This is a genomic window from Streptomyces umbrinus, from assembly GCF_030817415.1.
Classification (GTDB): Bacteria; Actinomycetota; Actinomycetes; order Streptomycetales; family Streptomycetaceae; genus Streptomyces; species Streptomyces umbrinus_A.
This window is the reverse complement of the sequence record NZ_JAUSZI010000002.1, coordinates 533,995-547,034: the sequence shown is the minus strand read 5'-3', so window position 1 is coordinate 547,034 and position 13,040 is coordinate 533,995. Positions and strand designations below refer to the sequence as shown.

The following is a 13,040-nucleotide window of genomic DNA, read 5'->3' as shown; positions in this document are numbered from 1 at the left end:
GATGCCTCCTCAGCGCTCGGCGGGCGCGCCGGGCGCCGCCGGGCCGGGTTCAGGTGGTGCGGCCGTCGGCTGCGCCTTGGGCACGACGTGGACCTGGCCGTTCTTGGCCGCCGTGGCGAGCTGGACGGGCAGCCTCTCCAGGTCTTGGAACCGCTGGAGGATCTGGTCGATCGGGAGGGCGCATCCCTTGCGTACGGTGACACCGGGGGCAGGCTCGTCCGATCCGTAGTGCAGTGCGACGACCTGTGCGTTGTCGTTGACCACGACGCTGCCGGAGTCGCCTCCGTCGGAGAAGATCAATGTCCCGCCCGGGCGAATCGTGTCGTTCGGGTTCGGCTTCACGACCAGCACGTTGTTGCGCGTGGTCAGGACGCCGTCGGTCCTTGAAGTGATGGTCGTGTTGACGGATTCGACGATGCCGCCGGTCAGTCGGGTGCGAGCGCCCCTCTTGCGCACCTGGTAGGCCAGTCTCCTCGCGTCTTCGACCGTGACCGTGTAAGGGCCGGTCACCGGGCCGATCCCGACGATCTCCGCTCGCCACTTGGTGCCGACATCGAGCTGGACCAGCGCGGCGTCCCGCACCGTGTCCAGACCTCCTCCGGCGAAGACACCGATCCCGGCCTTGAGATTCTTGACCGGGCTGGGGGTCAGGCCCGGATGACCGATCCTGGTGACGTTCACGACGGGCAGTTGCCCGGCGACGATGGCCGCCAGCACGTGGTAGTTGGTCAGTGCGTACACCTTGCTGGGGTCGGTGGAGTGCACCAGCAGGCACCCCAACGTGCCCCGCCCGACACCGATCACATCGGCCTGCAGACGTCCTCCGCCGACCAGCGGGCGATAGCGCTTCGTGTCCCAGTCGATGTGCGTGGTGGTCGACGCGCCCGGAGTCAGCGGATCCTCGGGGGGCAGCGGATCCGTGTCGGCAGGCGCGGGCAGCGCATCGGGTGCGGCAACGGACAGTTCACTCACATCCACGCCGACCCCTTCGAACTGCGGGGGCAAGGTCTCACCCGCAGTGAGTTCAGCGAGTGGCTGTTTGCGGCAGACGAAGACCTTGAGGACGATCTCGCCGGTGGGCCTGCCGGCACGCTCCCGGCCGCCCAGTCCGACGCCGGTGACTCCGGGGATACGCATCAACTGCGCGGCAGCCCGTTCCTTCAACGCGAGCAGGCGCTCATCGGCCATGGCCGGAACCTCCGTGCTCGTGGTGCCGGACCCCTTGCTGCGGCCGGGAGTGACGCCTGTGTTCGTCGGGTCGGTCGTGTAACAGCACGCTGTCTCCCGCTTCGTGTGACGCGAATTGCCGCATCGAGGTCCCTCCAGCTGTGGAAGGACGCGCGGTTGACAGCGTGGCGGGCCGCATCGGGACTGTCGTGCTCTGTTCCGTTCAACGGACCGGACGAAGGTTCTCCGCATCGCCACGCGCACCGGCACCGGCACTCGCACTCGCACCGGCACCGGTACTTGCACCCGCATCGGCCTCAGGTCGATGCGGGACGGGGCGGGTACGGTCCCTGTGCTGGACGGGCTCGGGCACGGGGACGGGGCGTGGCAGCGTCCGCGGCGGCGCGGCCGAGGCGCTGGAGGAGTTCGGTGCGCAGCGGATCCGTATCGGGGAGGCCGAGTTCGCCGATGACGGCCAGGGCCTGGGTCCAGGCGGCGTGGGCCGCGTCGGGGGCGCCGTCGCTGTGGTGGGTGTCGCCGAGGGAGACGAGACCGGCGGCCTCGCTGTGGCGGTCGCCGGTCTGGCGGAACAGGTCGACGGCCTGCCGGTAGCAGTCGACCGCCTGGGGGTGCCGGCCGAGGTGGTGGTGGATGTAGCCGAGGCTGTCCCGGATGTGGGCCTGCCCGTTGAGGTCCCCGGTCCTCTGGGCCAGGTCGAGGGCCTGATGGCAGTGCGCGAAGGCCTCGTCGTGGTGGCCGAGTTGGGCGAGGATCCAGCCGATGTGGTTGAGGGCGGCGGACTGTCCGGCCCGGTCGTCGGCTGCACGGTGGTGGGTGAGGCTGTGGCGGGCGTGGCCGAGTGCCTGCTGGTGGTGGCCCAGGGCCTCGGACATCCGGGACAGGTGCTGGTGGATGCGGGCCTGCCCGGCGTGGCTGCCGAGTTCGCCGAACAGGCCCAGCGCGAGCAGGTAGTGGGCGCGGGCGTCGTCGGGACGGTCCAGCCGGTCCTGGGCGAGCCCGAGCCCTCGGTGGGCGTCGGCCTGTCCTGCCTTGTCGCCCTGGCGCAGCGCGGCCTCCAGGGCGACGGTGTGGACGGTGGTCAGTGCCCTCCAGTACCCGTGCCGGTCGAGGAACGTGGTGAGCGCCGAGGCGAGCCGCCAGGTGTGTTCGTCGAAGCCGGCGGCGGGTGCCTGTTCCACGGCGGAGAGGAGCACGGGGTGCTCGGCGGTGAACCAGGCCTGCGCCTGCCGGTGGTCCGACAGCCCCTCGGGGGCGGCGCCCGGCCGGGCGGGCGGCAAGGGGGCCGGGTTGGGCCGGGGAGTCAGTAGAACATCGGCCCTGTGGGCGGTGTGCAGGTAGTGGTCGAGCATCCTGTGTGCGGCGGCGTGCCGGACGTCGTCACTGTCGTACGTGGCGACCAGCTCGGCCGCGTACGCGCTTAGCAGGTCGTGGAAGGTGTACCGGCCCGGGGCGTGTTCGGTGAGCAGGTGTCCGCGGACCAGCTCGGCCAGCAGGACACGGACGCGTGCCGTCGGTACGTCGGCCAGGGCGGCGACGGCCGGCAGCGCGGCGTCGGGTCCGGGATGCAGGCCCAGTAATCGGAAGAGCCGGGCGGCGTCGGTGCCGAGAGCGCGGTAGGACCAGGAGAACACCGCCCGCACCTCACTGGCCGCCTCCCCGCCGTCCAGGGCGTCCAGGCGGCCGTCGGCCCCGCGCAGTTCCTCGGCGAGCGCGGCGAGTGGGAGGGTCGGCTGGGCGGCGGCGCGGGCGGCGACGATCGCCAGAGCGAGCGGGAGCCCGGCACACCGGCCGACGATCTCCCGTACGGCGGCGGGTTCGGTCTCCACCCGGTCCGCGCCCAGCCGGCCGATCAGCAGTTCCCGGGCCTCATCGGGACCGAGCAGGCCGACGGTCAGCAGATGGGCCCCTTCGGCTGCGGCCAGCCCGGTCAGCGATCTCCGGCTGGTGACCAGGGTCAGACACCCGGGTGCCCCGGGCAGCAGCGGACGGACCTGCTCGGCATCGCGGGCGTTGTCCAGCACCACCAGCATCCGCCGTCCCGCCAGCAGGCTGCGGTACAGCCCGGTCTGCGCTTCCAGACCGGCCGGGACACGGGACACCGGTACCCCGAAGGCGTCCAGGAACCCCCGCACGGCCTCCGCCGGACTCACCACCGATCCGCCCGGATCGAACCCGCGCAGATTCACGTACAACTGCCCGTCGGGAAAGGCCTTTTGAGCCCGGTGAGCCCAGTGGACGGCCAGCGCGGTCTTGCCCACCCCCGCAGTGCCGGACACGGCCGAGATCACCACGGCAGACGGCTGGTCCGCCTCCGAGGCGAGGATCTCCTCGAGCCGAGCGAGCTCCTCACCGCGGCCGGTGAATCCGCGTACGCCCATGGGCAGTTGTACGGGGGTCCCGGCGGGCCACGGTGTTGTCGACGACGGCGGCCGCGGCGGGGGAGAGGCGGTGGGAGCTGAGGCGGCCGGTACCCGGGGCGCCGGCCATGGGGAAGGTCCGGGCAGGTCTCCGCGCAGGATCGCCTCGTGCACCTCCCGCAAACCTGAGCCGGGGTCGGCGCCCAGTTCCTCCGCGAGCCGTTGCCGGAGGGTCGCGTAGCAGTCCAGCGCCTCAGCGCCGCGTCCGGCGGCGTGCAGCGCCTGCATCAGCGCCTCGGTCAGGGGTTCCACCAGGGGATACTCGCCGAGCAGTTCGGTCAGTGGGCCGACCACGGTGACGGGATCGCCGACGCGCGACTCCAGGTGGGCCCATCCGACGACAGCGTCCACGCGTTGCCGCCGCCATGCCTCGCGCACACGCGCAGCCCACTGCCCGCCCAGTCCGGCCAGTGGCTCCCCGCGCCACAGGCCGAGCGCCTCGCGCAGCAGGGCCGCCGCCCGCGCCTCGTCCGCACGCCCCGCCGCTCTGGCCCGGCCGACCAGTTGCCGGAACCGATGTACGTCCACGCGGTCCGGGCGGGCCTCCAGAACGTATCCTCCCGACCGGCGCACCAGTCGTAACCGGACGTCCCCCGCGTCACCGGTCTCCTCGCACAGCCTGCGGATCCGGGCGATGTGGGCATGCAGCGCGCGCCGTGCCCCGTCGGGCGGATCCGTCCCCCAGACCCGTTTGACCAGTACGTCGGCCGCTACAGGCCGGCCGGTGTCCACGGCCAGCGCCGCCAGCACGGCCCGGCGTTGTGGGGGTCCGACCTCCGCCGTGCGGCCCCGTACCGACAGTTCCACCGGACCGAGAAGTCGCAATTCCACCACGACGCCCGCACCCCCTGTGCAGATTTGCTTCACCTGTTGCGCACATGCCGGTGCTGGGCGACAACCTATCGACAACGTCCCGACCCACACCCGGACTTCAGTCTGAATATGCACAGTCGGTGTCCAGGCGCAGGTTGACGAGCCGGTGGGGCGGCAGCCGTGCCGGGACGGAGAACGGCCGGTTCGAGCACGGGCGGCGGGGGCCGTCCGCTCGGCGGCCGCGCGCGAGGCGGTATTGGGGGAGATGGGCTTGAACGAACAACGGGGGGCGACAGCAATGGAGATGGGTGAGTTATCGGTGCGGCAGCTGGATCGGCCGTCCGAACCCGGGTCGGGGTACGTCGCTGTCCAGTCGCCGTCTTCGCCGGACGGCAGTGGGCGGAGCGTACTGGAGGGTGCCTTCGAGCTGCTGGGAGCGGTGGAGCGGGCCGGAGAGGCCGGACTGACCAAGCTGGCGTCGAAGTGCGGGCTGCCGAAGACGACCGCGTACCGGCTGCTGGAACAACTGGTCGAGCTGGGTGCCGTGGAGCGATGCCGTGGGGGGTACCGGATGGGCCCGCGGCTGTTCCGGCTCGGGCAGGGGTGGCAACCGCATCCCGGGCTCCGATCCGCCGCGCGGGAGCCGGCGCGTCGCCTGGCGCGCGCCACAGGTGCGGTGGTGGGGCTCAGTGTGTTGCGGGAAGGCCAGACGCTGGTCCTGGACTGGACGGCCTGCGAGACCGATGAGGTGTTCGGACCCTTGCTCAACGACATGGCCTGGCCATGGTTCACCGCGGCCGGCAAGGTGCTGGTGGCCGGGGCGAGTCCTCAGCTTCCCCTGGGTCCGCTGCCCGCGTCCTGGCATCGGGAGGCGGCGGCGATCCGGGACCGGGGGGTTGCCTTCGACCGGGAGGAGCTGGTGGCGGGTGTGTGTTGTGTGGCGGCGCTGTTGCACGGCCCTGGGGGTGTCCCGCTGGCGTCGTTGTGCCTCGTGACGGATCCGGCTCACAGCCTGGACCGGCTCGCAGGCGTCGTTCAGCACACGGCAAGGACCATCAGCGCGACGCTGCGCGGCCGGTGAACCGGTTCGCCGAGTGCGCAGGGGGCACCCTCGCTTGTGTGGGCGTGCCCCCTGCGCCGGGTCTGCAGGCCCCTCATTCCGGGGACTACGGCTCTCTTGGGCCCGAAGGGCCGTCGTCTGTAGGGCTACGTGCGGGGGAGGGAGGTGTTCGTGACCGGGAGCGGCTGGTGCGCGCCCGCCACGTAGAGGTCCGTCGGAGCGGTGCGCAGCTCGAATGTGTCGTCGTAGCCCGAGACGCGCACGGACATCACGAAGAAGCCGTCGTCCTCTGAGGTGGTCTTCACGTCGTACTCCTGCTCCCAGTACGTCTGCAGGAAGACCTCGGTGCCCTGGGGTTCGACGCCCTTGGGGAGGGTGACCTTGCCCTGGACGGTGAGGATGTCGCCCGCCTTCACCTTCTTCTTGTTGACCTTGTAGGTGACGGAGCTGGACTTGGCGTCGGCGGCCACGGTGGTGTCCGCGTAGTAGCCGTCCTGCGGGGTGTTGAGGTCGCCGTCCTCGTCGTAGAGGGCCGTGATCTGCACTTCGTGCTGGACGTTGAGCAGGCTGCTGCCGGTCACGTGGTCGATGTCGACGTCGGGGATGGTGAACTTCCCGTTGGCGTCGGTGACCGGCTTGCCCAGGTCGCGCGGCTCGTAGTAGGTGGGGTCGATCGGGTCGCCCCACGGATTCCACGTGGTGAAGCGGACGACCTCCTGGATGGTGACGGGGATGTTCGGCGCCGGGGTGCCGTCGGCCTTGGTGACCGTGCCGGTGACGTCGACGCGGCGGTTGTCGTAGTCGGTGCTGGTCGGGTTGGTGCTCACGGTCAGCATGTAGGCGTCGCCGGGGGCGGCGTCCGAGGGCTTCGCCGAGGCGGCGGGCGCGGACAGGGTGCCTGCGGCGAGCAGGAGCGCGGCGGTGGCGGCAAGCCGCGTCGGCAAGGACGTTCTGGGCACGGGTCAACTCCAACTTGGGTCGGGACGTGAGGAGTTGCGCCCGGCAGCACCGGTTCCGCCGTGGCGCACATGTGCGACACATCAGGTGCGACCGGTGAGGTGAGGCGGGAGTTGTATCTGTGCGGCCCCTGTTACGCGGCTGTGGCAGGAGACGGTTTTGTCCGGGTTGCGGGTTCACCTGGACGTCGGCTTCAGGCCGTCCTGCGTTGCCCTCGGCGGGCGGATGGTGGGGACGTGCGTGGAGGGAACGGGGAGCGTGACCCGTCCGCGAACGTGGAACCCATCCCGCAGGGCGCCCAGATGCAGTGTCAGCTCGACCAGCCCGGCGGCAAACTGTTGAGCTGATCCGGATGCGGCCCGCCGTGCCCTTGCTCAGCCCTGGGTGTAGGCGCTCCGCATCACACCGACCGGTGCGCCTCACATCTGCACGTCCACGAACTCCCCCTCGCCGCCGGATTGTTCGCGACCACCCGGGCCCTGCCCGGCAGCGGCTGTGAACCCGCTGCCCACGTACCGAGCAGTCGCCGGTCGACCAGGTGCCAGCCGCTGCGCCTTCGCGAAGTCCTGGCCGGGCCACCCGGAACCTGTCGTTCGCAGACCAGTTCCCACAAGGGGCTTCTCGTGTATCTGATGCCGGGTCAAGCCCGTCTGATGTCCCTGGTCAGCCAGGACGATCTCGGATCTGTCGGACGGACGGCACAGCCAATACTCTGAGCCCCGTCCGCACTATCTGGGAGAGTCGTGACAAGTAGGTTCACCGAGTTGGCCGTTGACTGCCATGGTCCGGAGAGGCTCGCGGCCTTCTGGTGCGAGGTCCTGGACTTCAAGGTGATCGACCGGAGTGAGGGCAAGGTCGAGATCGGCTCCTGGGTGCCGACCGTCGAGGATGTTCGGGCCCGCCAGATGCCGCCCACCCTGCTGTTCATCCAGGTGCCTGAGGGCAAGACAGTGACGAACCGGCTTCATCTCGACGTCAGCCCGATAGACGGCAGCACCGAGGACGAGGTGACCAGACTGCTCGGCCTCGGCGCCACCAAGACGGATGTGGTCCAGGGCTCAGACCGAAACTGGGTGGTCATGGCAGATCCTGAGGACAACGAGTTCTGCGTCCTACGCACCCTGGCTCCGCAGAACTAGGCCGCGAGCGGGCACCCGCACCCCGCCGCAGATCGCAACCGCCACGTTGCCGAGAAGCCCTCATTGAGTTCCGACTCGACATGCACTTCAGTGGCATCAGCGTTCAGGCTGTTCCAGACCAGTTCTTCCACGGCTCCCAGTGGGGTCCGCGCGTCGCCCCCCTGACCGCCACCACCATGAGCACCAGAACCGCGCACCCTGTCCAAAGCGAGGCGTTGCCCGCCCGGCAGCCACGAGGTGTCGCGGTCCGGCACCCGAACGTCAGGGAACGACCGCTCCCTGGAACGCCCTTGACGAGGGATCAGGGCCTCCTGGTAGCTCGGGGGTGCGCCCCCGTTCCGAGCGGTTCCCCAGGCTCTGCTGTGGCCCCGGGCTGGGCGGGCGGGTGGGTGTGCAGCCGGACGGCCTGCGTTGAGCCGGTTCCGCTGCCCGGGGCGGTGGGGCTACTTCTCCAGGGTGCCTGAGGTGGCGATCTCGATTTTTGCGCGGGTGGCGCCGGAACGCGAGCCGAGGGATTCGATCTTCCTCACCAGGTCCTGGCCCTCGATGACTTCGCCGAAGACGACGTGTTTGCCGTCGAGCCATGGGGTGAGGACTGTGGTGATGAAGAACTGGGAGCCGTTGCTGTCGGGGCCGGAGTTTGCCATGGACAGCAGGAACGGCTTGTCGTGCTTGAGTTTGAAGTTCTCGTCGGCGAACTTCTGGCCGTAGATGCTTTTGCCGCCGGTGCCGTCGCCGCGGGTGAAGTCGCCGCCCTGGAGCATGAAGTCGGGGATGACACGGTGGAAGCCCGAGTTCTCGTATCCGAAGCCGTGCTGGCCGGTGGCCAGTTCACGGAAGTTCTGTGCCGTCTTGGGGACGACGTCGTCGTACAGCGTGAAGACGATCCGGCCCGCGGCGGCGCCGTCGATGGTGATGTCGAAGAAGACGTTGGTAGACATAGGGGGATCCTGTCACGGCCCCGCGTACTGGCCTGAAACCGCCCCGGCCCCTTCGTCCGCCCGACGTACGCCGGCTGGCCCTCTGGCAGCCGCAGTCGGAGGCGAGCGCCCGGTTCTGACATTCCTCACGTCCGACCTGTTCCATCTCTTTCTGCCCAGGTATCTGCTGTTCACCGTCCCCGCCTGGCTGCTGCTCGCGGCGGCCGGTGCGGTCCGGTGCGCGGATGTGCTGACCTTCGCGGGGCTGACGGGCCGCCTGGGGCGGGTGGTGGAAGCGGGGTGCTGGTGACCGGCGCCGTGGCCGGGTTCGCCTTCCAGGTTCTGCCCGCCGTCGCGACGGCCCGTCAGGATCTCCCTGGCGAGCCCGACTTTGCGGCCGCGGGACGCATCGCGACGGCCGGACACCGCCCGGCGACGGAATCGTCTACAACGGCGACTTCGGAGTGCGCAAGGCCATGGCGTACGAGCTTCGCGAGGACACCCGGCGCGACGTGCCCGCTGCCTGTCTGATGCTCGCCGCCGCGCTGGAAGCGTAAGTCAACCAGTACGTAGCCGAGTTGGCTGCTGAGATCGATGCGGCCGGGCGCCGTCTGGCAGTCCGCAACGGCACCACCGGCCCCGCACTGTGGTCACACACTGTGCGCCAACATGGCCTCCGCCCCGAGCTCGATGCCTTCGCCATCGCCGTGACCGCGTGCGCCCTGTCGGCGCTGCTGTTGTCAGTCGGACTGCTCAGCCGTGCTTTGCAGCGGCTTCGCCTCCAAGCTGCCACATTTCATAGTTCCCACATTCTGCCGTGATCTGGGCCGTCGCCTGCGCCGCGGTCAAGAAGTCATCGACCAACGGCGAGGTGCGCGAAGCCGCCACAGCGAGGCACACCTGGTCCGGCGCCAGATCAGGGATGGGCACATAGATGACGTCCGGATGTGAGTAGAACACGGTCGCCGAACGGGCCAGGAACGAGATGCCCCGGCCGGCCGCGACATGCTCGAGCGTCTCGTCCACCCCGCGCACCAGGTATCCGGCGTTTGGGTGCGGGCGCCTGGTGGGCTGCGTGCTCGGGTCGGCATGCCAGACCAGAGGTTCGCCGGCCAGGTCGGCCTCGGTGACCTCCTCCTTGCCGGCCAACCGGTGGCCGGCGGGCAGGACCGCCACCCGCGGCTCGGTGTACAGCGGGGTGACGTGCAGGCCGGCCTCGTCGATGGGCAGCCGCACATAGCCGACGTCGATGCGGCCGTCGAGCAGCATCGGGGCCTGGTCGTCCCATTCGATCCGCTGCACGTCGACGACCACGTCCGGGTGCCGGGCCTCGAACGCCTGCGCCGCCGGGATGACCGGGATGCCGGCCCGGAAACCGACCGTCAGCCGCCGGCTGCCGCGGGCGGCCACGGACACCCGGCGGCGGACCGCGTGCGCGGAGGCGAGCAGCGGACCGGCGTCGTCCAGCAGTTGTCGGCCCGCGTCGGTCAGCGCTACGCCGTGGCGATCCCTGGTGAACAACGAGGCGCCGAGATCCTGCTCGAGCGCGCGGATCTGTCGGCTGAGCACCGGCTGCGCGATATGCAGCTCATCGGCGGCGCGGCCGAAGTGCAACCGGTCGGCCACGGCGACGAAGTAACGCAGTTTGCGCAGGTCCAGATCCATGGCGCCTCCCGGTCCGGTGATGCCTTGAGGGTATCACCGCGACTGAAAGAGGTCTTGGACACTCCACTCAGGCCAATGGCAACCTGAATAAGTACCTAACGGGGGGAGAAGTGAATTCGGCATAAGAATTCGACATCGGAACTTGATAGCAGGGCCCAGGCCCAGAATGAGCACATCAGGAATTGAGCGCCGTCCGTCCCGTTATTCGACTGCGTCGACGGCACAACCGTCAACAACGACGGGGTGGGCATGGCGTCCTATCCAGCTCCAGAAAGCAGGCGCACCAATGAGCAGCATCAGCGTTATCGGCCTGGGGAACATGGCCGGCGCCCTGGCCGGCCGCGCGCTCGCCGGCGGCAATGCCGTCGAGATCATCGGCCGCGACCCGGCCAAGGCCAAGGAAGTGGCTGCCGCGCTCGGCGGCGCCACTGTCGGGACGGTCGGCGCCGCCCCGGCCGGGGACATCGTTGTCCTCGCCGTGCCGTACGCCAACGCGGCGGCGGTGGTCAGCGAGTACGGGGACGCACTGCACGGCAAGGTCATCATCGACATCACCAACCCCGTCGCCCCCGATTTCAAGGGCTTCGTCACCCCCGAGGGCAGTTCCGGCGCGCAGGAGATCGCCAAGGCCGCCCCCGCCGGCGCACATGTCGTCAAGGCGTTCAACACCCTGTTCTCCCATGTTCTGGCGGCCGGCCCGGCCGAAGGTCGCCCATTGGACGTGTTCATCGCCGGCGACGACGCGCGGGCAAAGGCGCGCGTGTCGGCGTTCATCGAGAGCCTGGGACTGCGCCCGATGGACACCGGGGAGCTGGCAATGGCGCGGGCCCTGGAGAACGTCGGCCTGATGCAGCTAGGCCTTGTCGCCCACTCCGTCAAGCACACCAACTTCTTCCTCGGCGTCAGCGTTCTCAGCTGAGCGCACCCGCACCACCACTTCTCGCGCCACATCATTCACAAGGAGCAGTAGCGTGCGCGTTTTCGTCACTGGCGGGACCGGCCATTCCGGTTCGTACATCATCCCCGAACTCGTCGCCGCCGGGCACGAGGTCACCGGCTTGGCCCGGTCGGACACGGCCGCGGCGGCGCTGTCCGCACTCGGCGCGAAGGTGCGTCGCGGCGACATCGAGGATCTCGACGGGCTCAAGGAGGCGGCCGCGGATTCCGACGGCGTCATCCACGTCGCGCACAGGCAGGACCTGCTTCCGTCCGGCGGGATCGACGCCGTGGCCGCCGCGGAGCTCCCGATCATGCTCGCGTACGGCGAGGCACTGTCGGGAACCGGAAAGCCGCTGGTCACGGCGGGGAGCATAGGCTCGCCGGGGAACCTGGGCCGGCCGGCCACCGAGGAAGACCCGGCCCTTCCCGGCGGCGATGAGTACAAGGGCACCCTGCGGGTTCGTAACGTCGTGGAAAGCGCCGTAGTCGGCCTCGCCGAGCGGGGAGTGCGGTCTTCGGTCGTGCGGATTGCCAACATCGCGCACAGCACGACCGATCGTGCCGGCTTTCTCCCCACGCTGATCGCGCTCGCGAAGGAGAAGGGTTTCGTCGGCTACCCCGGAGACGGCGCGAACCTGTGGAACGCCGTGCACGTCCGCGATGTCGCCTCCTTGTTCCGCTTGGCGCTGGAAAAGGGGCCGGCGGGCAAATACTGGCACGCGGTCGGGGACGAGGGCATTCCGCTCCGCGAGATCGCCGAGGCCATTGGCAGCCGTCTGGGCCTGCCCGCCGTGAGCATTCCCGCGGACGTACTGATGGTGCCGGGATATTTTGGGTTCCTCGCGAACATAGTCACGCAGAGCTACCCGGCGTCCAACCTCATCACTCGCCGGACCCTCGGCTGGGCACCCGCTCAGCCCGGCCTGCTCGCCGATTTGGACAACGGCCATTACTTCTCCGCCAGTTGACGGCAGGGACTCGAATCGCAACGAGTCCGGCAAACGGCAAGGGTTCGGATCTTCTGGAGGGACGCTGAGAATATGACGACTGTGGGATTGATAGGAAGCGGATACATCGGCAGTACCGTCGCGCGGCTCGCCATCGAGGCCGGGCACCAGGTCGTGCTCAGCAACTCGCGCGGTCCCGAAACGCTCGCGGACACGGCCGCGGAACTGGGGCCGCGGGCGTCGGCGGCGACGAGCAGGGAGGCCGCGGAGGCCGGTGACATCGTCGTGGTCACGGTGCCGGTCAAGGCATTCCCCGATTTGCCCGCCGTGTCACTGGCCGGGAAGACGGTCATCGACACGTGCAACTACGGCCCCGAGCGTGACGGGCACATTCCCGAGCTCGACAGTAAGTCGCTCACCTCGAGCGAACTGCTGCTGCGGTACCTCCCGGACGCCATGGTCGTGAAAGCGTTCAACAACATCTTCTTCAAGCACCTGCTGTCACTCGCCCGCCCGGCGGGGGCGGCCGACCGCTCCTACCTCCCGAGCGCCGGGGACTCCGCGCCGGCGAAGGCGGCGGTGACCGAATTCATCGAATCCATCGGGTACAGCGTGGTGGACGCGGGACCGCTGGCCGATAGCTGGCGGCAGGCGACGGGCACGCCGGTGTGGGGGACCCCGTACGGGCCCTTCTCGAACGAGAAGGGCTGGCCGGTCGGAGAGGACGCCATCCGCGCGGCACTGGCCACCGCAACGCGATAACCGCAAGTTTGGCAGCGGCGTCGGACTCGCCATTGCCGCGGCCATCGTTGCGGGGCACGGCGGCCGCCTCGAACTCGAAACGACCCCCGGCCGTGGCTGCACCTTCCGCCTGGTCCTGCCGGCAACCGACCCAAGCCGGGAACCTCGCTGATTCCGAGCGTACGGGTGCGCGGCGCCCGGGGACCGAGATCGGCAGCGGCTCGCCGAACGTATGGACGGGACCGGGAAGTTGA

At 69.6% G+C, this 13,040-nt stretch carries 11 protein-coding genes and 1 pseudogene; 7 read left to right on the top strand and 5 right to left on the bottom strand.

What is annotated here, in order from left to right; all coding sequences use genetic code 11:
* Positions 1-9 precede the first annotated feature (9 nt).
* Both QF035_RS03155 and QF035_RS03150 read right to left on the bottom strand, forming a co-directional pair.
* Positions 10-1,188 carry a hypothetical protein gene (locus tag QF035_RS03155; RefSeq protein ID WP_307517975.1) on the bottom strand — a complete coding sequence of 393 codons (1,179 nt, stop codon included), beginning with the start codon at positions 1,186-1,188 and terminating at the stop codon, positions 10-12.
* Positions 1,189-1,484: 296 nt separating this feature from the next.
* A complete protein-coding gene (locus QF035_RS03150) occupies positions 1,485-4,439 on the bottom strand; it encodes an AfsR/SARP family transcriptional regulator (protein WP_307517974.1) in 2,955 nt (984 codons plus the stop codon).
* 283 nt (positions 4,440-4,722) lie between these two features.
* Here QF035_RS03150 and QF035_RS03145 point away from each other — a divergent pair, with 283 nt between their 5' ends.
* Positions 4,723-5,499 carry an IclR family transcriptional regulator gene (locus tag QF035_RS03145; RefSeq protein WP_307517972.1) on the top strand — a complete coding sequence of 259 codons (777 nt, stop codon included), beginning with the start codon at positions 4,723-4,725 and terminating at the stop codon, positions 5,497-5,499.
* A gap of 125 nt (positions 5,500-5,624) precedes the next feature.
* Here QF035_RS03145 and QF035_RS03140 read toward each other — a convergent pair whose 3' ends face one another.
* On the bottom strand, positions 5,625-6,437 hold the full coding sequence (locus tag QF035_RS03140; protein WP_307517970.1) for an acyl carrier protein: 813 nt from the start codon (positions 6,435-6,437) through the stop codon (positions 5,625-5,627).
* Between the two features lie 741 nt (positions 6,438-7,178).
* Between QF035_RS03140 and QF035_RS03135 the strand changes: the two genes are divergently transcribed.
* A complete protein-coding gene (locus QF035_RS03135) occupies positions 7,179-7,574 on the top strand; it encodes a VOC family protein (protein WP_307517969.1) in 396 nt (131 codons plus the stop codon).
* 443 nt (positions 7,575-8,017) lie between these two features.
* Here QF035_RS03135 and QF035_RS03130 read toward each other — a convergent pair whose 3' ends face one another.
* Positions 8,018-8,515 (bottom strand): peptidylprolyl isomerase, encoded by a 498-nt coding sequence (locus QF035_RS03130; RefSeq protein ID WP_307517967.1) that lies wholly within the window; start codon positions 8,513-8,515, stop codon positions 8,018-8,020.
* Positions 8,516-8,970: 455 nt separating this feature from the next.
* Here QF035_RS03130 and QF035_RS56210 point away from each other — a divergent pair.
* Positions 8,971-9,161: pseudogene (locus tag QF035_RS56210) on the top strand (hypothetical protein); the annotation flags it as partial.
* 86 nt (positions 9,162-9,247) lie between these two features.
* On the opposite strand, the gene QF035_RS03125 reads toward QF035_RS56210, so the two are convergent.
* Positions 9,248-10,159 carry a LysR family transcriptional regulator gene (locus QF035_RS03125; RefSeq protein ID WP_307517966.1) on the bottom strand — a complete coding sequence of 304 codons (912 nt, stop codon included), beginning with the start codon at positions 10,157-10,159 and terminating at the stop codon, positions 9,248-9,250.
* Positions 10,160-10,445: 286 nt separating this feature from the next.
* Between QF035_RS03125 and QF035_RS03120 the strand changes: the two genes are divergently transcribed.
* The 4 genes from QF035_RS03120 to QF035_RS03105 all read left to right on the top strand — a co-directional run bounded on the left by QF035_RS03120 (position 10,446) and on the right by QF035_RS03105 (position 12,958).
* A complete protein-coding gene (locus QF035_RS03120; protein WP_307517965.1) occupies positions 10,446-11,078 on the top strand; it encodes an NADPH-dependent F420 reductase in 633 nt (210 codons plus the stop codon).
* Positions 11,079-11,130: 52 nt separating this feature from the next.
* Entirely contained in the window at positions 11,131-12,066 is a 936-nt protein-coding gene (locus QF035_RS03115; RefSeq protein WP_307517964.1) for an SDR family oxidoreductase, read from the top strand.
* Between the two features lie 81 nt (positions 12,067-12,147).
* Positions 12,148-12,807: an NADPH-dependent F420 reductase gene (locus tag QF035_RS03110; RefSeq protein ID WP_307530860.1), complete on the top strand. Its 660-nt coding sequence runs from the start codon at positions 12,148-12,150 to the stop codon at positions 12,805-12,807.
* Positions 12,808-12,838: 31 nt separating this feature from the next.
* The gene (locus QF035_RS03105) at positions 12,839-12,958 is read left to right on the top strand and encodes a hypothetical protein (RefSeq protein WP_373466920.1); all 120 of its coding nucleotides are present in this window, start codon (positions 12,839-12,841) and stop codon (positions 12,956-12,958) included.
* The last annotated feature ends 82 nt before the right edge of the window (positions 12,959-13,040 follow it).

Coding starts and splice junctions, on each gene's coding strand:
- QF035_RS03130 (WP_307517967.1), bottom strand. CDS start 8,515: ATGTCTACCAACGTCTTCTTCGACATCACCATCGACGGCGCCGCCGCG.
- QF035_RS03145 (WP_307517972.1), top strand. CDS start 4,723: ATGGGTGAGTTATCGGTGCGGCAGCTGGATCGGCCGTCCGAACCCGGG.
- QF035_RS03120 (WP_307517965.1), top strand. CDS start 10,446: ATGAGCAGCATCAGCGTTATCGGCCTGGGGAACATGGCCGGCGCCCTG.
- QF035_RS03125 (WP_307517966.1), bottom strand. CDS start 10,159: ATGGATCTGGACCTGCGCAAACTGCGTTACTTCGTCGCCGTGGCCGAC.
- QF035_RS03155 (WP_307517975.1), bottom strand. CDS start 1,188: ATGGCCGATGAGCGCCTGCTCGCGTTGAAGGAACGGGCTGCCGCGCAG.